Genomic DNA, 21,479 nt, shown 5'->3' with positions numbered 1-21,479 from the left:
TTAGGAAACGATCATGCCGCGCTCTCTAAAAAAAGGTCCGTTCGTCGACCTGCACCTCGTGAAAAAGGTGGAAGCCGCCGTTTCCGCCAATAACAAGCGTCCGATCAAGACCTGGTCGCGTCGTTCGATGATCCTGCCGGAGATGGTCGGTCTGACCATCGCCATCCACAACGGCCGCCAGCACGTGCCTGTGTTGATCAACGAGAACATGGTCGGGCACAAGCTCGGCGAGTTCGCGGTGACCCGCACGTACAAGGGCCACGCCGGCGACAAGAAGGGCAAGTGATGAGCACCGAAGCCAAAGCGATCCTGCGCAGCGCCCGCATCTCGGCGCAGAAGGCACGCCTGGTGGCTGACCTGGTCCGCGGTATGCCCGTGGGCCGAGCCAGCGACGTGCTCGCCTTCACCAACAAGAAAGCCGCTCACCTTGTTCGCAAGGTGCTGCTCTCCGCCGTCGCCAACGCCGAGAACAATCTCGGTGCGGACGTGGACGAGCTGAAGGTCGCCCGCATCTTCGTCGATGAAGGTCCGGCGATGAAGCGCATGTACGCCCGCGCCAAAGGCCGCGGTTCGCGCATCCTGAAGCGCACCAGCCACATCACTGTGGTTGTTGGCAACTGACTGGGGTAAGAGACGATGGGTCATAAAGTTCATCCCACCGGTATCCGCCTCGGCATTGCCAAGGACTGGAACTCGAAGTGGTACGCAAACAAGGGTGAGTACGCGGTGTATCTGCAGGCCGATCTCAAGGTCCGCGAGATGCTCCGCAAGAAGCTCGCCGCCGCCGGCATCTCGAAGATCCAGATCGAGCGCCCCGCCAAGACCGCCCGCGTGACGATCTACACCGCCCGTCCGGGCGTGGTGATCGGCAAGAAGGGCGAGGACATCGAGAAGCTGCGTAAGGAAGTCACCGACATGATGGGCGTTCCGACGCACATCAACGTCAGCGAAGTCCGTAAGCCGGAGCTCGACGCCCAGCTTGTCGCCGAATCGATCGCTCAGCAGCTCGAGCGTCGCATCATGTTCCGCCGCGCGATGAAGCGCTCGGTCGGCAACGCGATGCGCCTTGGTGCCCTGGGCATCAAGATCAACGTCTCCGGTCGTCTGAACGGCGCCGAGATCGCTCGCTCCGAGTGGGCCCGTGAAGGTCGCGTTCCGCTGCACACCCTGCGTGCGGACATCGACTACGGCACCGCCGAAGCCAAGACCCAATACGGCATCATCGGTGTCAAGGTGTGGGTCTACAAGGGTGAGATCTTCGATCTGGCGGCTGCCACGGCCGAGTCGAAGGAAGACCAGCAGCCTCAGCAGTCGCGCCGCGATGGTGGTGAAAACCGCCGCGAGCGGACGGCCAAGTAAGGAGTGTTGCCATGTTGCAACCTAAGCGCACCAAGTTCCGCAAGCAGTTCAAGGGCCGCAATGACGGCCTGGCGTTCAACTCCAACCTCGTGAGCTTCGGCGAGTACGGCCTCAAGGCGACGACGCACGGTCAGCTGACCGCGCGCCAGATCGAAGCGGCCCGTCGTTGCATCACGCGCTTCGTCAAGCGTGGCGGCAAGCTCTGGATCCGCGTGTTCCCGGACAAGCCGATCACCCGCAAGCCGATCGAGGTTCGAATGGGCGCCGGTAAGGGTAGCGTCGAGTTCTGGGTCGCTCCGATCCAGCCCGGTCGCATGCTTTATGAAATCGAAGGTGTCGACGAGACGACGGCACGCGAAGCGTTCCGTCTGGCCGCAGCCAAGCTGTCCGTCCAGACCCAGTTCGTCTCCAGGGCGGTGATGTAATGGCCAGCAAAGATATCAACCAGAAGTCGGCGGAAGAGCTTAAGCAGGATCTGCTGGACCTTCGCAAGGAGCAGTTCAATCTGCGCATGCAGAAGGGCTCCGGTCAGCTCACTCAGCCGCACCAGCTGCGCCGCGTTCGGCGTGACATCGCCCGCACGAAGTTCGTGCTCGGCGCTAAGAAGTAAGGACGGCGGACATGAGTGATAACACGAAGACGGCGCGCACCCTCACGGGACGTGTCATCAGCAACAAGATGGACCATACCGTAACGGTACTGATCGAGCGCCAGGTGCAGCATCCGCTGCTCGGCAAGATCATCCGCCGCTCCACGAAGCTTCACGCACATGACGACACCGGTGCGAACGAGGGTGACCTGGTGCGGATCGCGGAATGCCGTCCGCTGTCGAAGACCAAACATCACCGCGTGGTCGAAATCGTCACGCGCGCTGAAGTCTAAGGAGAAGAGCAGCCATGATTCAGGTGCAGAGCTCGCTTTCCGCCGCGGACAACAGCGGTGCGAAGGAAATGATGTGCATCAAGGTGCTGGGCGGCTCGAAGCGCCGTTATGCCAGCGTCGGTGATGTGATCAAGGTGACCATCAAGGACGCCATTCCTCGCGGCAAGGTCAAGAAGGGTGAGGTGTATAACGCCGTGGTGGTTCGTACCGCCAAGGGTGTGCGCCGCGCCGACGGTTCCGTGATCCGTTTCGACGGTAACGCGGCCGTGCTCCTCAACAATAAGCTCGAGCCGATCGGTACCCGTATTTTCGGGCCGGTTACTCGCGAGCTGCGCAACGAGAAGTTCATGAAGATCGTCTCGCTCGCGCCCGAAGTGCTCTGAGCGGAGGCCAGACATGAACCGTATCCGCAAGGGTGATAACGTCGTCGTCATCACCGGCAAGAACAAGGGGCAGCGCGGCGACGTGCTGCGCGTCGATGGCGAGCGCGTCGTCGTCTCGAACGTCAACCTGGTCAAGCGTCACACCAAGCCGAACCCCCAGGCCAACCAGCCGGGTGGGATCGTCGAACGTGAGGCCTCGATCCATATCTCCAACGTACAGCTCTTCAACTCCGCCACCAACAAGGGCGAGCGCGCTGGCACCAAGACGCTCGAGGACGGGCGCAAGGTGCGCGTGTTCCGCTCCGGCGAAGAAGTCGACGCGTAAGGAACCGAAGTCATGACCCGTCTTGAAACGTTTTACAAAGAGTCGGTAATGCAGAAGCTCACTGAGCGCTTCGGTTACCAGAACGTCATGCAGGTGCCCCGCATTACGAAGATCACGCTCAATATGGGCGTCGGCGAAGCCGCCGGTAACAAGAAGATCCTCGACAATGCGGTCGCCGACATGACCAAGATCGCCGGCCAGAAGCCGATCACGACGAAGGCCCGCGTGTCGGTCGCTTCGTTCAAGATCCGCGACGGTTGGCCGATCGGTTGCAAGGTCACGCTGCGTCGTGCCCAGATGTGGGAATTCCTGGACCGCCTGATCAACATCTCGCTGCCGCGTACGCGCGACTTCCGTGGTGTCTCGGGTCGTGCCTTCGATGGCCGTGGTAATTACAACTTCGGCGTCAAGGAACAGATCATTTTCCCGGAAATCGACTTCGATCAGGTTGACGCGCTGCGCGGTATGGATATCTCCATCACCACCACCGCCAAGACCGACGAAGAAGCCAAGGCGCTGCTGGAAGCTTTCAGCTTCCCGTTCCGCAACTGATCACAGGTAGAACATGGCCAAGACCTCGATGGTCGAGCGCGACCTCAAGCGCACCAAGCTCGTCAAGAAGTACGCTGCAAAGCGTGCGGAATACAAGGCGATCGTTCTTAGCGCGACCGCTTCGTACGACGAGAAGATGGAAGCCCAGACCAAGCTGCAGAAGCTTCCCCGTGATGCGAGCCCGTCGCGCCAGCGTAACCGCTGTGCACTGACCGGTCGTCCGCGCGGCGTCTACAGCAAGTTCGGCCTCGGTCGCAACAAGCTCCGTGAAGCCACCATGCGTGGTGACGTCCCGGGCCTGCGCAAGGCCAGCTGGTAAAACCAGCCTCCGCTTCGGCGGGGCAGGGCGCTCCTGGACAAAACTTGTCCGGGGCGTCTCATGCTGCTATAGTCGTTGGTCTGCGCAATGCAGACCGACGATGTGTCGGCACTACAATTTAAGATTTCCGGTCATACGGATATCGGTACTCTCAAGGGTTTTTCTTATGAGCATGACTGATCCCATCGCCGATCTGTTTACGCGCATCCGTAACGGCCAGGCATCTGGCAAAGCGGTTGTTCGTATGCCGTCGTCGAAAGTGAAGCTGGCCCTGGCCAAGCTTCTGCAGAACGAAGGCTACATCCTCGACGCCCGTACCGCTGACGAAGCGGGCAAGCCGGTCCTCGAGATCAAGCTGAAGTACTTCGAAGGCCGTCCGGCCATTGAAACCATTTCCCGTGTCAGCCGTTCCGGTCTCCGCGTCTACCGCGGCAAGGACGAACTGCCGAAGGTCCTCGGTGGCCTGGGTATCTCGATCATCTCGACTTCCGCCGGTCTCCTGACCGACGCGCAGGCCCGTTCCAAGGGTCTGGGCGGCGAAGTCATCGGCCAGGTGGCGTAAGGAGTACCGACATGTCACGTGTAGCCAAGCTCCCCATCACCCTCCCGAAGGGCGTTGAACTCTCCGTTGCCAATGGCACGGTCTCGGTCAAGGGCCCGAAAGGCACCCTGACGACCCACGAGCTGCCGGGCGTTTCGCTCTCGCAGGAAAACGGCGTCGTTTCGATCGTTCTCGCCGATGGCGCCGACGACAAGTTCGGTGGCACCGCCCGCGCGATCATCGCCAACATGGTCACCGGTGTTGCCAACGGCTTCGAGAAGAAGCTCGAACTGGTCGGCGTCGGTTATCGCGCGCAGCTCCAGGGCAAGGCCGTCAACCTGTCCCTCGGCTTCTCGCACCCGGTCGTCTTCGACGCGCCGGAAGGCATCACCATCGAAGTCCCGACGCAGACGGAAATCCTTATCAAGGGTGCCGATAAGCAGCTCGTGGGCCAGACGGCCGCCAAGATCCGTGCTTTCCGTTCGCCGGAGCCCTACAAGGGCAAGGGCGTTCGCTACGCCGGCGAGAAGATCATCCTGAAGGAAGCCAAGAAGGCCTAATCGGCCTATCCGCTTTCTGGAGACGAGAAGATGAACAAGAATACATCCCGCCTGCGCCGCGCCAAGTCGACCCGTGCCCACATCCGTGAGCTCGCCGTCGCCCGCCTGAGCGTGCACCGCACCGGTCAGCACATCTACGCCCAGGTCTTCGCACCGAACGGCACCGTCGTGGCAGCCGCCTCGACCGTGCAGAGCTCGGTTGCCGAGGGTCTCAAGAGCAAGAAGAACGTCGAGGCCGCCATCACGGTGGGTCGCATCGTTGCCGAGCGCGCCAAGGCCGCCGGTATCGAAGCCGTCGCGTTCGACCGCTCGGGTTTTCGTTATCACGGTCGCATCAAGGCTCTGGCCGACGCGGCGCGTGAGGCCGGCCTCAAGTTCTAAGAGGCGTCAGGCCACGGCATCGGCTCCTCGGAGCCGGTGTCGCCCGATGTACCTACAACACCAAGCGGCGACCAAGCCGTAAACAGAAGTCCCGGCTAACCACCATTCCGGGCTATCAGGAAAAGAGATGTCCTCGACAGATCGCGAAAATTCGGACGGCATGCTTGAAAAGCTTATCGCCGTCAACCGCGTGGCCAAGACCGTCAAGGGTGGCCGCCAGATGAGCTTCACCGCGCTGACGGTCGTCGGCGACGGCGAAGGCCGCGTCGGCTTCGGTTATGGCAAGGCACGTGAAGTGCCGGTCGCCATTTCCAAGGCCATGGAACGCGCCCGCCGCAACATGGTGTCCATCGAACTCAACAACGGCACGCTTTGGTACGCCATCAAGGCCAACCACGGTGCGGCTCGCGTCTACATGCAGCCTGCCTCGCAGGGTACCGGCGTCATCGCCGGCGGCGCCATGCGCGCTGTCCTCGAAGTGGTCGGCGTGAAGGACGTGCTCGCCAAGGCCGTCGGCTCGCGCAACCCGATCAATCTCGTTCGCGCGACGATCAAGGGTCTGCAGGCCGTCGCCTCGCCGAAGCGCATCGCCGCCAAGCGTGGCAAGACGATCGAAGAGGTCCTCGGCAATGGCTAAGAAGAATGAAACCGCCGCTGGCGGTACTGTCCGCGTGCGCCTGGTCAAGGGTCTGCGTGGCGTGCAGGGTCGGCATCGTCTGAGCGTCAAGGCCCTGGGCCTGAGCAGGATCAACGATGTCCGCGAACTGAAGGATAGCCCGCAGGTCCGTGGCCTTATCAACACGGTCTACTACCTGGTTCGGGTCGAGGAGTAAGTCATGCGTCTTAACGATCTCAGGCCCGGCAAGGGCGCTCGCAAGACCCGTACCCGCGTCGCGCGCGGTATCGGCTCCGGCCTCGGCAAGACCGCCGGCCGCGGCCACAAGGGTCAGCACGCCCGTGCGGGTAACACGCACCGCGTCGGCTTCGAAGGCGGCCAGATGCCGCTGCAGCGTCGCCTGCCGAAGGTGGGCTTCCGCTCGCTGAAGAAGGCCGACACGCAGCAGGTCATGCTGTACCAGCTGGCCACCATCCAGGCCGACACGATCGACCTGATCGCTCTGCACGCCGCCGGTCTCGTGACCAGCCGCGCGAAGAAGGTCAAGATCGTCCTGAAGGGTGAAATCAATCGCGCGATCAAGCTCTCGGGCGTGCTTGCGACGGCCGGCGCCAAGGCGGCTATCGAAGCCGCCGGCGGCAGCGTGGAGTAATCAGGTGGCAGCAGCGCAGGGCACAACGCTCGGCTCGCTGGGCAAACTGACGGAACTGCGTCAGCGCATCTTCTTCTTGATTGGTGCGCTGATCGTCTTCCGCCTCGGTTCGTTCATTCCCGTTCCGGGCGTGAATCCCGAGGCGATGACGAGCCTGGTTGAGGGTGGTGGCGGCCTGCTGAACATGGTCAACATGTTCTCCGGCGGTTCGCTCTCGCGTTTTTCGGTGTTCGCGCTTGGTGTGGTGCCGTATATCTCGGCGTCGATCGTGGTGCAGATGATGGGCTCGGTCGTACCGTCGCTCATGGCTCTGCGCAAGGAAGGCGAGGCGGGTCGTCGCAAGATGACCATGTACACGCGTTTCGGCACGGTCGGCCTGGCGGCATTCCAGGCCTTCGGCATCGCGGTCGCCCTGCAGAAGCAGGTCGGCGCCAGCGGTCCGGTGGTCTACATGCCGGGTGCCGGCTTCGTCATGGCATCGGTCGTCGGCCTTACCGCCGGCACGATGTTCCTGATGTGGCTGGGTGAGCAGATCACGGAGCGGGGTATCGGCAACGGTATCTCCATGCTGATCTTCGCCGGTATCGTCGCGGGTCTCCCGGGTGCCATCGCGCACACGCTGACCATGGCGAACAACGGCGAGCTGTCGGTCCTGAAGCTGCTCATGGTCACGGCACTGATTCTCGCGGTCACCGCCTTCGTGGTGTTCATGGAGCGCGCCCAGCGGCGCATTACCGTGAACTACGCGAAGCAGGGCAGCCAACGTCAGTTCCAGCGCCAGACCTCGCACCTGCCGCTGAAGATCAACATGGCGGGTGTCATTCCGCCGATCTTCGCGACCAGCCTCCTGCTCTTTCCGGCAACCGCCGCTACCTGGTTCGGCTCCGCCCACCAGTCGCGCTGGTTGCAGTGGCTGACCACGGCGCTGAGCCCGGGTGAGCCGGTCCACGACATCGTGTTCGCGGTGCTGGTGATCGGGTTCGCCTTCTTCTATACGGCGATCGTGTTCAACTCGCAGGAAACGGCCGATAACCTCAAGCGTTCGGGCGCGCTGATTCCGGGCATCCGTCCGGGTCGCGCCACGGCAGACTACATCGATGGCGTCATGACCCGGCTTACCGGTGTTGGCGCGATTTACATCGTACTGGTCTGCCTGGTGCCCACGTTCATGCAGAACGCCTGGCACGTACCGTTCTATTTCGGCGGCACTTCGCTGCTGATCGTGGTGGTGGTGGTGATGGACTTCACGGCTCAGGTCCAGGCCCATCTCGTGAGCCACCAGTACGAGAGTCTGCTCAAGAAGTCCAATCTTCGCCGTGGCTGAGATTGGACGTTAAGCCCCCAAGTAGGGGAGGCCTTGGCGCCCAGCGCCGCAGGACTTCCCGTTTAGGTTAATTCAGGTTAGAATTGCGCGTTTACCGCGCACGAAACGCATCGGAGACAGTACATCATGGCGCGCATCGCGGGTGTCAATTTGCCGGTCCAGAAGCATGTCTGGGTCGGCCTGCAGAGCATTTTCGGAATCGGCCGTTCGCGGGCGAAGCAGGTTTGTGTGGATGCCGGCGTGGTTCCGACCACTCCCATCAAGTCGCTCAGCGAAGGCGAAGTGGAGAAAATCCGCGCCGAAATCGCTAAGTACACGGTCGAAGGCGACCTCCGCCGCGAAGTCGGCATGGCGGTCAAGCGCCTTATGGACCTGGGTTGCTATCGTGGCCTGCGCCATCGTCGCGGCCTGCCGGTGCGCGGCCAGCGCACGCGTACCAACGCCCGTACCCGCAAGGGTCCGCGTCGTCCGATCAAGAAGTAACGGATACCGATTATGGCTAAGCCGGTTAAAACCAAGAAGAAGATCAAGCGCGTCGTTACGGATGCCGTGGCCCACGTGCAGGCTTCTTTCAACAACACGATCGTCACGATCACCGATCGCCAGGGCAACGCCCTGTCGTGGGCGACTGCCGGTGGCGCGGGTTTCCGCGGTTCCCGTAAGTCCACCCCGTTCGCTGCCCAGGTTGCCGCTGAAAAGGCTGGCCGCGCTGCAGGCGACTACGGTGTGAAGACGGTTGAAGTTCGCATCAAGGGCCCCGGCCCGGGCCGTGAGTCGGCCGTGCGTTCACTGAATGCGTTGGGCTACAAAGTGCTCAACATTATCGATGTCACGCCGATTCCGCATAACGGCTGCCGTCCCCCCAAGAAGCGTCGCGTCTAAGGAGCATACCCATGGCCCGTTATCGTGGAGCTACCTGCAAACTTGCGCGTCGTGAAGGTGTCGACCTCGGTCTGAAGAGCCCGGCTCGCGCGCTCGATTCCAAGTGCAAGCTCGAAACCAAGCCCGGTCAGCATGGCGCCAACAAGCGCGCCCGTCTTTCCGATTACGCAGTGCAGCTGCGTGAGAAACAGAAGGTCAAGCGCATCTACGGTGTGCTCGAGCGTCAGTTCAGCAACTACTACACCAAGGCTTCGACCCAGAAGGGCAACACGGGTGAAAACCTGCTGCGCCTGCTGGAAAGCCGTCTCGACAACGTCGTGTTCCGCATGGGTTTCGCGGTTACCCGCGCCCAGGCTCGTCAGCTGGTGGCCCACAAGGCTGTCACGGTCAATGGCAAGAAGGTCAATGTGCCTTCCTACCACGTCCGTCCGGGCGACGAAGTCTCGCTGACCGAAAAGGCCCGCACGCAGTTGCGCGTCCAGGAAGCAGCGACGGTTTTCGACACGATGGATCTTCGTCCGTCGTGGGTCGAGGTCGACAGCAAGAAGTTCGCAGGCACGTTCAAGGCTGTGCCGGATCGCGGTGATCTGCCGGCCGATATCAACGAAGCCCTGATCGTCGAGCTTTACTCGAAGTAATCTTCACCGGAGCCTTGCATGGCAGTTTCGTCAACTAGTGTGCTGCGGCCTCGTGGCCTCAGCGTCGAGCAGCTCGGCGCCAACCGCGCCAAGGTGGTGGTCGAGCCGCTCGAGCGTGGCTTTGGTCACACCCTGGGCAACGCGCTGCGTCGCGTGCTGCTCTCTTCGATCCCGGGTAGCGCGATCGTCGAGGTCGAAATCGACGGCGTGCTGCACGAGTACACCACTCTGGAAGGCCTGCAGGAGGACGTGATCGAAGTCCTGCTGAACCTCAAGGATGTCGCCATTCGTCAGCACAGCGGTGACGAAGTCACCCTGACGCTTTCGAAGAAGGGCAAGGGCGTGGTCACGGCAGGCGATATCGCCGTCGACCACTCCGTTGAAATCGTCAACCCGGACCATGTGATCTGCCACCTCACCAAGGATGTGGCCCTGAACATGCGCCTGAAGGTTCGTCGTGGCGTCGGCTACCAGCCGGCCAGCGCGCGCCAGCATCCGGATGACGAGACGCGGCCGATCGGCCGTCTGCAGCTCGACGCGTCGTTCGCGCCGGTCCTGCGCGTGGCTTACGAAGTGGACGCCGCTCGTGTCGAGCAGCGCACCAACCTCGACAAGCTCGTGCTCGACATCGAGACGAACGGCACGATCGGTGCTGAAGACGCTGTTCGCAAGGCGGCTGAAATCATCAACGACCAGCTGTCGGTGTTCGGCGATTTCTCGCGCCGCGAGAGCGATTCGACCAAGGCGGAGAAGGGCGGGTTCGATCCGCTGCTGCTGCGTCCGATCGACGACCTCGAACTGACGGTCCGTTCCGCGAACTGCCTCAAGGCCGAAAGCATCTACTACATCGGCGACCTGGTCCAGAAGACCGAGGTCGAGCTGTTGAAGACGCCGAACCTTGGCAAGAAGTCGCTGACGGAAATCAAGGATGTCCTGGGCGGGCGTGGTCTCGCACTGGGCATGAAGCTCGAAAACTGGCCGCCGCCGGGTCTTTCTCACGGCATGCAGCTGGGTTGATTCACACGGGGCGATCGCTTTTCGATCGCCCCGTTCCTTTGCGCCATCCGGTGGATGCCCCGAGCACTTCCATCGTGAATCGACAGCGGTCCATAGAGGCCGCCCTCTTATAACGAGGCGTACTGACAGCCTCGCATCAGCGGGTAACCGCGGAACGTCGGTCCATCCCGGCCGGCTTTTCATAACAACAGACTTAGAGAGTACACGTCATGCGTCACCAGAAATCCGGTCGCAAGCTCAATCGCACGAGCAGCCATCGCGAAGCCATGTTCAAGAACATGGCCTCGTCGCTGATCAAGCACGAGCTCATCCGTACCACGCTGCCCAAGGCCAAGGAACTCCGTCGCGTTGCCGAGCCGCTCATCACGCTCGCCAAGACCGATGGCGTCGCCAACCGTCGCCTCGCCTTCGCGCGTCTGCGCGACAAGGTTGCCGTGGGCAAGCTGTTCGTCGAACTCGGCCCCCGTTACCGCGAGCGTCCCGGTGGTTACCTGCGTATCCTCAAGTGCGGCTTCCGCCCGGGCGACAACGCCCCGATGGCATATGTCGAGCTGGTGGATCGCCCGACCGCCGGCGAAGCCGTCGACGCCGAGTAAGCGCCAAGGTTGTCCCAAAGAACCCCGGCCGGGTGACCTGCCGGGGTTTTTTTTATGCAAGTGATTGAATTACGGTTACAAACGAAACTTCACGTGCTTGCTGACAAATGCATGCACATCGGGTTAACGTGGTTGTCCTGACACCTATCCGTTACCCATGGCTCTCTCCTCCCTGACGTTCCGTTCGCGCTACCTGCTGGCCTTCCTCGTCTGCGTCGGCCTGATGGCCTTCGCCTTGTATTCGCAATACGTGATGCACCTGGATCCGTGCCCGCTGTGTATTTTCCAGCGCATCGCGGTGTGCATCATGGGCCTGTTCTTCCTGTTGGGTGGCCTGCACGCGCCGGCGACGCGACGCGGCCGATCCATGTATGCGGGCCTCATCACCCTGGGTGGTCTGTGGGGCATTGCCACGGCGGGTCGTCATCTGTGGCTGCAATCGCTGCCTGCCGACCAGGTTCCCGCCTGCGGCCCCGGCCTGGGTTACCTGTTCGACGCCTTCCCCTTCATGAAGATGCTGAAGCTGGCCTTCACCGGCTCCGGGGAGTGCGCGAAGATCGAACCCATCCTCGGGCTGCCCATGCCGGCCTGGACCCTGCTCTGGTTCATTGCCCTGATCGTCTGGGTGCTTCTCGCTCTCCGTCGCACCGTTCGCTGATTTCTCCCGCGCCGCTCCAGGCGCCATTACGAAGGCACCACCGTCATGCAGCACTCCCTCAAAGCCGTAGTTCCCTCGTCCGCCGACTGGACGCCGGGTTCGTGGCGTTCGAGGACCGCCCTCCAGCAGCCGACGTATGAAGACGCGGCGGAGCTCAACCACGCCTTGACCCAGCTCGGCGAATTGCCGCCGCTGGTCACCTCGTGGGAAGTCCTCACCCTGAAGCAGCGCATTGCCGAAGCGCAGGATGGCGAGCGATTCCTTTTGCAGGGCGGCGATTGCGCCGAAAGCTTCGCGGACTGCAACAGCCCGATCATTTCCAATCGGCTGAAGGTGCTGCTGCAGATGAGCCTGGTGCTGGTGCATGGCATGAAGAAGCCCGTGCTGCGCGTCGGTCGCTTTGCCGGCCAGTACGCCAAGCCGCGCTCCGCCGATGCCGAAACGCGTGACGGCATGACCCTGCCGGCCTTCCGCGGCGACCTAGTCAACAGCCCCGAGTTCACGCCGGCCGCGCGTCGCGCCGATCCGCAGCGACTCATCAAGGCGCATGCCCGCTCCGCGATGACGATGAACTTCGTCCGCGCGCTGATCGACGGTGGTTTTGCCGACCTGCATCACCCCGAGTATTGGGACCTGGCCTGGGTGGACCACTCGCCGCTGGCCGCCGAGTACAAGCGCATGGTGGCCACCATCGGCGATTCGCTGCGCTTCATGGAAACCCTGGCCGGCCAGTCGATCTCCAGCTATTCGCGGGTGGATTTCTACACCTCGCACGAAGCGCTCCTGCTCCACTACGAGGAAGCGCTGACCCGTCAGGTGCCGCGCCAGGACGGCTGGTTCAATCTCTCCACGCACTACCCGTGGATCGGCATGCGCACGGCGGCGCTGGACGGCGCGCACACGGAATACTTCCGCGGTATCCGCAACCCGATCGCGGTGAAGGTCGGCCCGACCGTGCAGCCGGACGAACTGCTGCGCCTGATCGACGTGCTCAACCCCAACGAGGAGCCGGGTCGGCTGACCCTGATCCATCGCATGGGCAACGACAAGATCGCCACGCAGCTGCAGCCTCTGCTGGAGGCGGTCAAGCGGGAAGGTCGCCGCGTGCTCTGGGTCGCCGATCCGATGCATGGCAACACGGAGAGCACCAGCAACGGCTACAAGACGCGGCGCTTCACCAACATCGCGGGCGAGCTGGACCAGGCGTTCGACATCCATGCCGCGGCCGGTACCCGCCTCGGTGGCGTGCACCTCGAGCTTACCGGCGAAAACGTCACCGAGTGCCTCGGCGGTGCCCGTGGCCTGGTGGAGACGGATCTGGATCGCGCGTACAAGTCGATGGTCGATCCCCGGCTCAACTACGAGCAGTCACTGGAACTGGCGATGCTGATCGTGAAGAAGTCGGGCGGTATGGCCTGAGCTTTTTTCATGAGGCAGCCGTCTCGCGGTTGTTCATCGGCGGCACTCCCACTGGGTGTCGCCGTCGCTCTTGGCTTTGCGCTCGCCACACCTGTGGCGAGCGCAAAGGATATGACCCACGCGGCTTCACGCGTGCGCAGCTCCGCTACAGACGGCGCCACGCCATCCGGCCGGATCACGGCCACCCAGGCGCTCGAGGGGGTCATGGCGCTGATCCGGTCGCACAAGACCGTGGCGGAACTGACCCCGCAGTCCATGGGCCAGGCCCTTGGGGTACCTGTAACGCGCGTAAGCGCCGACCACTTCGGCTACGCCCAGCAACTTCCTGGCGACTGGTCGTTCAGCGTGCAACGCCAGTTGGTGCCCTCGATCGGTCTGCGGGTGGACCTCACGTTCTCGCCCGTCGACGAGGCTGAGCCATCGCCGCAGGGCATCTGCTCGCCAGACTTCGCCCATTTCACCGGAGCGCTGGAGCAACTGGGTTTCACCCGCCAGACCTCGCGCGGCGAGCATGGTCGATGGAACTTCGATGCGTTCGATCGACCCGGCCAGCATGTCGAGGTCTATCCACTGGTCCATGCGGGTGACACGCGGGGCACGGACCTCGCGTGCGTCGGAAGGGTCTCGATCCGGTAATTTTCGACGCGGTAAGTCGTGTCGGTGTCGCGCGCCTGGGACGATTGGGAGGTGTGCGCTCAGCCGTCTGCGGCATGCCGGGCCAATGCCCAGGCCACGTGTTCGCGCACGATGGGTGACGAATCGTCCGCGCGCGCGCGGAGTGCGGCGACGATTTCGTCGGAGGTGGGCGCGTTGCCGAGGCCCACGGCCAGGTTGCGCAGCCAGCCTTCGTAGCCCGTGCGGCGTATCGCCATGCCCTCGGTGCGGGAAAGGAAGTCCGCTTCGCTCCAGGCGAACAGGTCGATCAGGCGCGGGCCGTCCAGGCTATGCCGCGGAGCGAAGTCGGGCTCGGTGGCTTCCTGCGCGAACTTGTTCCACGGACAAATCAGCTGGCAGTCGTCGCAGCCGAAGATGCGGTTGCCGATCGGCGCGCGCAGAGCCTCGGGAATACTGCCCTTGAGCTCGATGGTCAGGTAGGAAATACATTTGCGTGCATCCAGCCGATAGGGCGCGACGATCGCCTGCGTCGGGCAGATGTCGATGCAACGCCGGCAGCTGCCGCAGTGCGCACTGGCCGGCTTATCGATGGGCAGGGGCAGGTCGGTATACAGCTCGCCGAGGAAGAAATACGAGCCCGCCCGTTTGTTGATCAGCACCGTGTGCTTGCCGATCCAGCCGAGGCCGGCATTGCGGGCCAGGGCCTTTTCGAGCACGGGAGCGGAGTCCACGTAAGCGCGGTAACCGAAGTCACCGATGCGCTCGCCGATCCGTGCCGCCAGCTTCTGCAGCCGGTTGCGCATCACCTTGTGGTAATCGCGACCGAGCGCATAGCGCGCGACGTAGGCTTTTTCCCCGTCCTCGATCACGTCCCAGGCATTGGACGTGCCGGGCGGTATGTAATCCATCCGTACCGAGACCACCCGCAGCGTTCCCGGCTCCAGTTCGGCCGGCCGGCTGCGCCGCGTGCCGTGGCGCGCCATGTAATCCATTTCGCCGTGGTGGCCGTCGTCCAGCCAGCGCTGCAGGTAGGCCTCGTCGTTACCCAGGTCGGTACCGGCGATACCGACGTCCGCGAAGCCGAGTTCGCGCGCCCAACGCTTGATGTCGTCGGCGAGGGCGGCGTAGTCGGTGTCGGGGGGTGCGGGCATGCGTGCATTCTACTTGCCCCTCCTATAATCCTCCGATGACCTCGTCCAACCCCGATATCGCTCTTTTCACGTCCGCGCAGGCCCGCACGATCGACCAGCGCGCCATCGGCGACCTCGGTATCCCGGGCTTTGCGCTGATGACGCGCGCGGCTGCCGCGGCGTTCGGCATGCTGCGCCAGCGCTGGCCCCAGGCCCGGCGCCTCCGCGTGGTCTGCGGCGCCCGCAACAACGGCGGTGACGGCTACCTCGTGGCTCGCGACGCGCTGGATCTCGGCCTCGCCGTCGATCTCGTCGCGCTGGAAGCCCCACGGGGGACGGACGCCATGCAAGCTCGCGACGCCTTCGTCGCCGCGAGTGGCACGGTGTTGTCGTGGGACGCCTGGGCCGGACTCGCTCCCGCCGATGTCATCGTCGATGCGATTTACGGCACGGGCCTGAACCGGGCGCCCGAGGGCGCGGCGGCGGTCGCCATCGAGGCGATCAACGCTACCGGCCTCCCCGTACTCGCGCTGGACGTGCCCTCGGGGCTCGACGCCGATACCGGCGATTGCCCCGGCGTCGCGGTGCAGGCCGCGGCAACGGCCACGTTCATCGTGCACAAGCGCGGCCTGCATACCCATCGCGCTGCGCTCGCCGGCGACGTCGAACGGCATGGCCTGGACCTGCCCGGTAGCCTCCTGGAGGCGCCCGACGCGCGCCTGCTGGTCGAAGCCTCCCTCCCGCGACGCCCGCGGGATTCGCACAAGGGCAACAACGGGCACGTCCTGGCCATCGGTGGCGACCACGCCACCGGCGGTGCGGTACGCATGGCCGCGGAGGCCGCCTTGCGTACCGGCGCGGGACTGGTCAGCGTCGCCACGCGCGAAGCGAACGTGCCGGCGATGAACGCGGCGCGCCCGGAACTGATGGCGCATGGCGTCGACGGTCCGCAGGCGCTGCAGCCCATGCTGGACAAGGCATCCGTGGTCGCGCTGGGGCCCGGCCTCGGCCAGGCCGCCTGGGGTCACGCGCTGTGGACCACGGCGCTGGACGCCGGCCTGCCGACGGTGCTGGACGCGGACGGCCTCAACCTGCTGCGTACCCATGCGCGCGCGCTGCCGGAGAAGGTCGTGCTGACGCCGCATCCGGGCGAGGCGGCCCGTCTGCTCGGCCGGGATACCCGGGCCGTCCAGGCGGATCGCTTCGCAGCGGTCCGCGAGCTGGCGCAACGCTACGGGGCGGTCGTGGTGCTCAAGGGCAACGGCAGCCTGATCGCCTCGCCGGACGGCCAGGTCTCGGTCTGCCCCTGGGGTAACCCGGGCATGGCCAGCGGCGGCATGGGCGATACCCTCACCGGCATCGTCGCCGGCTTGCTGGGGCAGGGTTGCGATCCCTACGAAGCCGCCTGCCTGGGAGTGGCGCTGCACGCCCGTGCGGCGGACGTGGCCGCGCGGCAGGGCGAGCGGGGGCTGCTGGCCGGCGACCTGCTGGAGCCCCTGCGCCGGCTGGTCAACGGGTTACCTGCATGAGTAGCAGCGAAGAACGCATCCTTGCCGACGAGGACGCCACGCTGGCCTTTGGCCGCGAGCTGGCCGCAGGCCTGGCCGGTGGCCTGGTCGTGTTCCTGCATGGCGACCTGGGGGCGGGCAAGACCACGTTCGCCCGGGCCTTCCTCCGCGCCCTTGGCGTGGGCGAGCGGGTGAAGAGCCCCACCTACAGCCTAGTCGAGGGCTACGACATCGGCGACCGACGGGCCTTCCACCTCGATCTGTACCGCATCGCCGATCCCGGCGAACTGGAGTGGCTCGGCCTGGACAGCCTGGCGGAGCCCGGCGCCATCGTGCTGGTGGAATGGCCGGAGCGGGGCGCAGGCGCTTTGCCGCCAGTGGACCTGGAACTCCATTTCCGGCACCGCGACGGCGGTCGTGCCGTACGGCTGGAGGCCCGCTCGGTGTCCGGCCAGCGCGTGCTCGCGGCACTGCCGCGCTGACGCACATGTCCTCGTTTGGACGACATTCCTGTACGTGCGTTGACGAAGGTTTCGCAGGTTATGGATTATCAAGGGAAAACATATTGCATTCGTCGGACGCATGGAGTTCAATCCGGGCCGTATGAGGGGAATCATCTTCAAATTCCGTGGATTCGTGTGCGCGATCGCCCTCGCGACGCTGGCGCCTGCCCTGGCTTTGGCCGCCGACGTCAAGTCGGCGCGGGTGTGGGCCGGCCCTGAATACACCCGTGTGGTGTTCGATCTGTCCGGCCCCGCCACGTACAAGATGTCCCAGGGCGACACGCCGGGCAGCGTGGTGCTGGATATCGCCGGCAGCACCGTGGCGGGCAACTTCGCCGCACCGGGCAAGCAGGGCCTGTTCCAGTCCATGACAGCGGCGAAGCAGGGTGGCGGCGCCCGTGTGGTGGCCACGGTCGACGCACGCGCCAAGCCCAAGAGTTTCCTGCTCAAGCCGGCCGGCGACTACGGCTACCGGCTGGTGCTCGATCTGTACCCCGGCGGCCAGAGCGATCCGGGCGACAACAGCCCGTCGGATGCGCCGGCGCTGGCCACCGCCATTGCCGAATCCCCCACCGAGGCGCCCGCCGTGGCTCCCCTGCGTGGCAGGCGCGGCAAGGCGGGCAAAACGATTCCGGCAGGGTCGCCGCCGATGCTCGGTGGTGAGCGCAAGGTGGTCGTGGCCATCGATGCCGGGCACGGTGGCGAAGATCCGGGCGCCCGCGGCGCCACCGGCCTGCGCGAGAAGGACGTCACCCTGCAGGTGGCGCGCGAGCTGGCCGACCAGATCAACCGCCAGCCCGGCATGCAGGCCGTGCTGACCCGCAACGGCGACTACTTCATTCCGTTGAAGCGCCGCTACGAGATCGCCCGCGAGCACAATGCCGACATGTTCGTGTCGATCCACGCGGATGCGTTCAAGAACGGCGACGCCAAGGGCTCGTCGGTCTGGGTGCTGTCGCCGCGCGGCAAGACCTCCGAGGCCTCGCGCTGGCTGGCCGATCGCGAAAACCGCGCCGACCTGGTCGGCGGCGTGTCGCTGGACGACAAGGACGACTCGCTGGCGGCGGTGTTGCTTGATCTCCAGCAGGGCTACGCCATGCAGGCCAGCGAATCCATTGCCGGCAACGTGCTCAAGGCGCTGGGTCGCCTGGGTCCGACGCATCGCGGCTACGTGGAGCGTGCCAACTTCGTGGTGCTGCGCTCGCCGGACGTGCCGTCCATCCTCGTGGAAACGGCCTTCATCACCAATCCCGAGGAAGAGCGCCGCCTGCGCGACGACGGCCATCGCCGCGAACTGGCCACCGCGGTGCTCGGTGGTGTGCGCAATTATTTCGAATCCATGCCGCCGCCGGGCACCTGGTTCGCGGCGCAGGCCGCGCGGCGCAACGGCACCTCGCTGGCCGCCACCGCCGCGTCCGCACCGGCGGCGCCCGCCGTGGCGTCCGACGCCGGTGCAGTGGCTTCCGATGCCGTCAAGGCGGCTTCGCGCGTGACGACGTCCGGCCGTAAGGCCCTGGCCAAGGCCGAGGCCTCCCCGTCGCCCGCACGAGGCCGGGTCGAGACGCCGTCGGGTCGTGCCGACGAGAACGTGCGCGACCTCCACCGCGTCAACCGCGGCGAAACCCTGACCGGCATCGCCCAGCAGTACGGCGTATCCGTCGGCGCACTCAAGATCGCCAACAAGATGAACGACAACAACGTCCGCGTCGGCTCGGTCATGGTCATTCCCGCGAGCTGACGCCGCGCCCTTGGGCTATGCTTTCGACCTGAACGCAGTCAGGTTGTCATCCATGCCCATCCGCCCCCTGCCGCCCGAGCTGATCAACCAGATCGCGGCCGGCGAAGTCATCGAGCGACCCGCCTCGGTGGTCAAGGAACTCGTCGAGAACAGCATCGATGCCGGTGCGCGCCGGATCGAGGTCGACATCGAGCAGGGCGGCTCCCGGCTGATCCGCGTGCGCGACGACGGTGGCGGCATTCCGCGCGATGAACTGGCGCTGGCCGTCGCCTCGCATGCCACCAGCAAGATCGGCAGCTTCGACGACCTGGAGCGCGTGGCCAGCATGGGCTTTCGCGGCGAGGCGCTGGCCTCCGTATCCTCCGTGGCGCGCTTCTCGCTCACCTCGCGGCATGCGGGGCAGGACGCCGCCTGGCGCATCGACGTGGACGGCGGTCGCCTGCAGGATGCGCGGCCCGCGCAGCATCCGCCGGGCACCACCATCGAGGTGCGCGACCTGTTCTACAACGTGCCGGCCCGACGCAAGTTCCTCCGCGCCGAGCGCACCGAGTTCGCGCACATCGACGACCTGCTGAAATCGCTGGCACTGGCTCGCGAGGGTGTCGATATCCGGCTCTCGCACAACGGCAAGCCGGTGCGCCTGCTCAAGCCGGCACGCGACGAACACGCGGCGCTGGCGCGCGTGGCCGAAGTGCTCGGCCCGGAGTTTCCCGGCCAGGCGCTGCGCGTGGATCACGAGGCCGCTGGCCTGAGCCTGTCCGGCTGGGTCGGCCTGCCTACCGCGTCACGCTCGCAGGCTGATCAGCAATATTTCTACGTCAACGGCCGGCTGGTCCGCGACCGCATCGTCGCCCACGCCGTGCGCCAGGCGTATGCGGACGTGCTGTTCCACGGCCGCCATCCGGTGTTCGTGCTGTTCCTCACGCTCGATCCGGTCGGCGTGGACGTGAACGTGCACCCGGCGAAAAGCGAAGTGCGCTTCCGCGAGCAGCGGCTGATCCACGATTTCCTGTTCCGCACGCTGCACGAGGCACTGGCGCAGACGCGTGCCGGCGTGGGCGCAGCGTCCTCGACGGATGCGCCGTCAGGCATGGCCGGCGGCATCGACGCGGGGCACGGGACAGCGGTGGGAACGTTTGCGAGCGGTGGCGCGGGATCGCGCATGGCATCGATGCCCGCCTGGCCGCAGGCAGGCAGCCAGTCGCGACTGGGCCTGGGCGTGCGCGACGAACCCCTGGCCGACTACAAGACCCTGTTCGGCGCCACGACGTCCCTGTCGACGCCGCGGCCGTCGACTTCCTGGACGCCGCCGGCCGCCGGCGATGAACCGGACACGGAGGGTGGCATTCCCCCGCTGGGCTACGCCATCGCGCAGCTGAAGAGCATCTACGTGCTGGCCGAGAACGAACACGGCATGGTGCTGGTCGACATGCACGCCGCGCACGAGCGGATCACCTACGAAAAACTGAAGAACGGTCGCGTCACCTCCAGCCTGCGCTCGCAGATGCTGCTGGTGCCGCTGTCGATCGCGGTCAGCGCGCGCGAGGCCGCCGCGGCGGAAGAACACGCCGAGGCGCTCGCCGACTGGGGCCTGGAGCTGTCGCGCAGCGGCCCTTCCGGCGTCGTGGTGCGGCGCGTGCCGTCGTTGCTGGAAAGCGCCGATGTGGCCCAGCTCACCCGCGACGTGCTGGCCGAACTGGCCCAGCACGGCAGCTCGCGCCGGCTGGAAGAACTGGAAAACGAACTGCTCTCCACCATGGCCTGCCATGGCTCCGTGCGTGCCGGCCGACGCCTGGGCCTGCCGGAAATGAACGCGCTGCTGCGCGAGATGGAAGCCACCGAACGCTCGGCGCAGTGCAACCATGGCCGTCCCACCTGGGTGCAGCTGTCGCTGGGGGAGCTGGACAGGCTGTTCCTGCGCGGTCGCTGAATCGATGTATGCTGGACGGATAGACGTCCAAACCGGGGTTTCGCCATGATCCGTTCGCTTGCCTTCGCCTCCGTCGTAGCGGTCACCACCGGCAACGCCATCGCCGGCGACGCCTACACCGCCGCCATCGAGAAAGTGCGTGCCGCACGCATCGACGCACTGAAGGCGCCGGACGGCTGGCTGAGCCTGGTCGGTCTGGACTGGCTGCAGCCCGGTGCCAATCGCATCGGCAGCTCGGCCGACAATGACATCGTCCTCAAGGCCGGTCCCGCCCATCTTGGCGTGGTCACGCTGGACGACGGCGGCACGGTCACCATCGAGCTGGCGCCCGGCAGCGGTGCGCTGGTCGACGGTCGCGAGGTGCAGCGCGCCACGCTCGTCGACGATGGCGGCACCGGCGGCAAGCCCACGGAAGTCCGCTTCGGCTCGGCCCGGTTCTTCGTGATCGCCCGCGACGGCAAGAAAGCCCTGCGCGTGAAGGACGACAACGCCGCCACGCGCACGCACTTCGCCGGCCTGGATTACTTCACCGTCGACCCGACGTGGCGCGTGGAAGCCCGCTGGGTGCCGTTCGATCCGCCGCACGAGCTGGAAATCGGCTCGGTGCTCGGCACGATCGACAAGGAGAAGGTGCCGGGCAAGGCGGTGTTCACGCGCGACGGCCACACCTTCGAGCTCTACCCCATCCAGGAAGAACCCGATTCGCTGTTCTTCGTTTTCGCCGACCGTACCAGCGGCAAGGAAACCTACGGCGCGGCACGGTTCCTGGATACGCCGCTGGCCAAGGACGGCAAGCTGGTGCTGGATTTCAACGAGGCGCGCAACCCGCCGTGCGCGTTCACGCCGTATGCCACGTGCCCGCTGGCGCCGCCGGAAAACCGGCTGGACGTGCGCGTGACCGCGGGCGAGAAGAAATACGCCGGCGGCCACGACTGACGCGCCACGGGCGCC

At 65.1% G+C, this 21,479-nt stretch carries 31 protein-coding genes; 30 read left to right on the top strand and 1 reads right to left on the bottom strand.

Annotation, left to right across the window (positions count from 1 at the left end; translation table 11 throughout):
* Nucleotides 1–13: 13 nt before the first annotated feature.
* The 25 genes from rpsS to AB8808_RS16415 all read left to right on the top strand — a co-directional run bounded on the left by rpsS (nt 14) and on the right by AB8808_RS16415 (nt 13,740).
* Nucleotides 14–286, top strand: a complete 273-nt coding sequence (gene rpsS, locus AB8808_RS16535) for a 30S ribosomal protein S19 (protein WP_029213892.1) — start codon at nt 14–16, stop codon at nt 284–286.
* The gene (rplV, locus tag AB8808_RS16530) at nt 286–621 is read left to right on the top strand and encodes a 50S ribosomal protein L22 (protein ID WP_029213891.1); all 336 of its coding nucleotides are present in this window, start codon (nt 286–288) and stop codon (nt 619–621) included. The genes rpsS and rplV overlap by 1 nt, the downstream gene beginning before the upstream one ends.
* A gap of 15 nt (nt 622–636) precedes the next feature.
* Nucleotides 637–1,359, top strand: a complete 723-nt coding sequence (rpsC, locus tag AB8808_RS16525; protein WP_036140152.1) for a 30S ribosomal protein S3 — start codon at nt 637–639, stop codon at nt 1,357–1,359.
* A gap of 11 nt (nt 1,360–1,370) precedes the next feature.
* The gene (rplP, locus tag AB8808_RS16520; RefSeq protein WP_036115475.1) at nt 1,371–1,784 is read left to right on the top strand and encodes a 50S ribosomal protein L16; all 414 of its coding nucleotides are present in this window, start codon (nt 1,371–1,373) and stop codon (nt 1,782–1,784) included.
* Nucleotides 1,784–1,969, top strand: coding sequence for a 50S ribosomal protein L29 (rpmC, locus tag AB8808_RS16515; protein WP_036115473.1), 186 nt, complete (start codon nt 1,784–1,786; stop codon nt 1,967–1,969). Before rplP ends, rpmC begins: the two co-directional genes overlap by 1 nt.
* 11 nt (nt 1,970–1,980) lie before the next feature.
* Nucleotides 1,981–2,241, top strand: a complete 261-nt coding sequence (gene rpsQ / locus AB8808_RS16510) for a 30S ribosomal protein S17 (RefSeq protein ID WP_369930680.1) — start codon at nt 1,981–1,983, stop codon at nt 2,239–2,241.
* A gap of 14 nt (nt 2,242–2,255) precedes the next feature.
* Nucleotides 2,256–2,624, top strand: a complete 369-nt coding sequence (gene rplN, locus AB8808_RS16505) for a 50S ribosomal protein L14 (protein WP_036115467.1) — start codon at nt 2,256–2,258, stop codon at nt 2,622–2,624.
* A 13-nt stretch (nt 2,625–2,637) separates the two neighbouring features.
* Nucleotides 2,638–2,949 carry a 50S ribosomal protein L24 gene (gene rplX / locus AB8808_RS16500; protein WP_036140155.1) on the top strand — a complete coding sequence of 104 codons (312 nt, stop codon included), beginning with the start codon at nt 2,638–2,640 and terminating at the stop codon, nt 2,947–2,949.
* 12 nt (nt 2,950–2,961) lie between these two features.
* Entirely contained in the window at nt 2,962–3,501 is a 540-nt protein-coding gene (gene rplE, locus AB8808_RS16495; RefSeq protein WP_036115460.1) for a 50S ribosomal protein L5, read from the top strand.
* Nucleotides 3,502–3,514: 13 nt separating this feature from the next.
* Nucleotides 3,515–3,820, top strand: coding sequence for a 30S ribosomal protein S14 (gene rpsN / locus AB8808_RS16490; RefSeq protein ID WP_036115457.1), 306 nt, complete (start codon nt 3,515–3,517; stop codon nt 3,818–3,820).
* 166 nt (nt 3,821–3,986) lie between these two features.
* Nucleotides 3,987–4,382, top strand: a complete 396-nt coding sequence (gene rpsH, locus AB8808_RS16485; RefSeq protein ID WP_036115455.1) for a 30S ribosomal protein S8 — start codon at nt 3,987–3,989, stop codon at nt 4,380–4,382.
* 11 nt (nt 4,383–4,393) lie between these two features.
* On the top strand, nt 4,394–4,921 hold the full coding sequence (rplF, locus tag AB8808_RS16480; protein ID WP_036140156.1) for a 50S ribosomal protein L6: 528 nt from the start codon (nt 4,394–4,396) through the stop codon (nt 4,919–4,921).
* Between the two features lie 30 nt (nt 4,922–4,951).
* Nucleotides 4,952–5,302 (top strand): 50S ribosomal protein L18, encoded by a 351-nt coding sequence (gene rplR, locus AB8808_RS16475; protein WP_036140157.1) that lies wholly within the window; start codon nt 4,952–4,954, stop codon nt 5,300–5,302.
* A gap of 127 nt (nt 5,303–5,429) precedes the next feature.
* Nucleotides 5,430–5,939 (top strand): 30S ribosomal protein S5, encoded by a 510-nt coding sequence (rpsE, locus tag AB8808_RS16470; RefSeq protein WP_029213879.1) that lies wholly within the window; start codon nt 5,430–5,432, stop codon nt 5,937–5,939.
* Nucleotides 5,932–6,135: a 50S ribosomal protein L30 gene (gene rpmD, locus AB8808_RS16465; RefSeq protein ID WP_036140158.1), complete on the top strand. Its 204-nt coding sequence runs from the start codon at nt 5,932–5,934 to the stop codon at nt 6,133–6,135. The genes rpsE and rpmD overlap by 8 nt, the downstream gene beginning before the upstream one ends.
* Before the next feature lie 3 nt (nt 6,136–6,138).
* On the top strand, nt 6,139–6,570 hold the full coding sequence (rplO, locus tag AB8808_RS16460) for a 50S ribosomal protein L15 (RefSeq protein ID WP_036140160.1): 432 nt from the start codon (nt 6,139–6,141) through the stop codon (nt 6,568–6,570).
* 4 nt (nt 6,571–6,574) lie between these two features.
* A complete protein-coding gene (secY, locus tag AB8808_RS16455; RefSeq protein ID WP_036140161.1) occupies nt 6,575–7,894 on the top strand; it encodes a preprotein translocase subunit SecY in 1,320 nt (439 codons plus the stop codon).
* Nucleotides 7,895–8,020: 126 nt separating this feature from the next.
* A complete protein-coding gene (gene rpsM, locus AB8808_RS16450; RefSeq protein ID WP_036115440.1) occupies nt 8,021–8,377 on the top strand; it encodes a 30S ribosomal protein S13 in 357 nt (118 codons plus the stop codon).
* Between the two features lie 12 nt (nt 8,378–8,389).
* The gene (rpsK, locus tag AB8808_RS16445) at nt 8,390–8,776 is read left to right on the top strand and encodes a 30S ribosomal protein S11 (RefSeq protein WP_007513384.1); all 387 of its coding nucleotides are present in this window, start codon (nt 8,390–8,392) and stop codon (nt 8,774–8,776) included.
* A gap of 11 nt (nt 8,777–8,787) precedes the next feature.
* The gene (rpsD, locus tag AB8808_RS16440) at nt 8,788–9,414 is read left to right on the top strand and encodes a 30S ribosomal protein S4 (protein ID WP_036140163.1); all 627 of its coding nucleotides are present in this window, start codon (nt 8,788–8,790) and stop codon (nt 9,412–9,414) included.
* Nucleotides 9,415–9,432: 18 nt separating this feature from the next.
* A complete protein-coding gene (locus AB8808_RS16435; RefSeq protein WP_036115434.1) occupies nt 9,433–10,431 on the top strand; it encodes a DNA-directed RNA polymerase subunit alpha in 999 nt (332 codons plus the stop codon).
* 209 nt (nt 10,432–10,640) lie between these two features.
* Nucleotides 10,641–11,027 carry a 50S ribosomal protein L17 gene (rplQ, locus tag AB8808_RS16430; RefSeq protein WP_036140166.1) on the top strand — a complete coding sequence of 129 codons (387 nt, stop codon included), beginning with the start codon at nt 10,641–10,643 and terminating at the stop codon, nt 11,025–11,027.
* Between the two features lie 157 nt (nt 11,028–11,184).
* The gene (locus tag AB8808_RS16425) at nt 11,185–11,685 is read left to right on the top strand and encodes a disulfide bond formation protein B (protein ID WP_369930679.1); all 501 of its coding nucleotides are present in this window, start codon (nt 11,185–11,187) and stop codon (nt 11,683–11,685) included.
* Nucleotides 11,686–11,730: 45 nt separating this feature from the next.
* The gene (locus AB8808_RS16420) at nt 11,731–13,104 is read left to right on the top strand and encodes a class II 3-deoxy-7-phosphoheptulonate synthase (RefSeq protein WP_036140170.1); all 1,374 of its coding nucleotides are present in this window, start codon (nt 11,731–11,733) and stop codon (nt 13,102–13,104) included.
* A 132-nt stretch (nt 13,105–13,236) separates the two neighbouring features.
* The gene (locus AB8808_RS16415) at nt 13,237–13,740 is read left to right on the top strand and encodes a hypothetical protein (RefSeq protein ID WP_369930678.1); all 504 of its coding nucleotides are present in this window, start codon (nt 13,237–13,239) and stop codon (nt 13,738–13,740) included.
* 59 nt (nt 13,741–13,799) lie between these two features.
* On the opposite strand, the gene queG is transcribed toward AB8808_RS16415, so the two are convergent.
* Nucleotides 13,800–14,870 carry a tRNA epoxyqueuosine(34) reductase QueG gene (gene queG, locus AB8808_RS16410; protein ID WP_369930677.1) on the bottom strand — a complete coding sequence of 357 codons (1,071 nt, stop codon included), beginning with the start codon at nt 14,868–14,870 and terminating at the stop codon, nt 13,800–13,802.
* A gap of 35 nt (nt 14,871–14,905) precedes the next feature.
* Between queG and AB8808_RS16405 the strand changes: the two genes are divergently transcribed.
* The 5 genes from AB8808_RS16405 (at nt 14,906) to AB8808_RS16385 (ending at nt 21,464) form a co-directional block, all read left to right on the top strand.
* Nucleotides 14,906–16,378: an NAD(P)H-hydrate dehydratase gene (locus tag AB8808_RS16405; protein ID WP_369930676.1), complete on the top strand. Its 1,473-nt coding sequence runs from the start codon at nt 14,906–14,908 to the stop codon at nt 16,376–16,378.
* Nucleotides 16,375–16,839, top strand: a complete 465-nt coding sequence (gene tsaE / locus AB8808_RS16400; RefSeq protein WP_369930675.1) for a tRNA (adenosine(37)-N6)-threonylcarbamoyltransferase complex ATPase subunit type 1 TsaE — start codon at nt 16,375–16,377, stop codon at nt 16,837–16,839. Before AB8808_RS16405 ends, tsaE begins: the two co-directional genes overlap by 4 nt.
* A gap of 121 nt (nt 16,840–16,960) precedes the next feature.
* Nucleotides 16,961–18,598, top strand: a complete 1,638-nt coding sequence (locus AB8808_RS16395; protein ID WP_369930674.1) for an N-acetylmuramoyl-L-alanine amidase — start codon at nt 16,961–16,963, stop codon at nt 18,596–18,598.
* A 52-nt stretch (nt 18,599–18,650) separates the two neighbouring features.
* A complete protein-coding gene (gene mutL, locus AB8808_RS16390; RefSeq protein WP_369930673.1) occupies nt 18,651–20,528 on the top strand; it encodes a DNA mismatch repair endonuclease MutL in 1,878 nt (625 codons plus the stop codon).
* A 45-nt stretch (nt 20,529–20,573) separates the two neighbouring features.
* Entirely contained in the window at nt 20,574–21,464 is an 891-nt protein-coding gene (locus AB8808_RS16385) for a DUF1684 domain-containing protein (protein WP_369930672.1), read from the top strand.
* Nucleotides 21,465–21,479 lie beyond the last annotated feature (15 nt).

Source organism: Xanthomonas sp. NCPPB 2632 (genome assembly GCF_041228075.2).
Lineage (GTDB): Bacteria > Pseudomonadota > Gammaproteobacteria > Xanthomonadales > Rhodanobacteraceae > Luteibacter.
The sequence above is the reverse complement of the archived record's forward strand: the minus strand, read 5'-3'. Positions and strand labels throughout refer to the sequence as shown.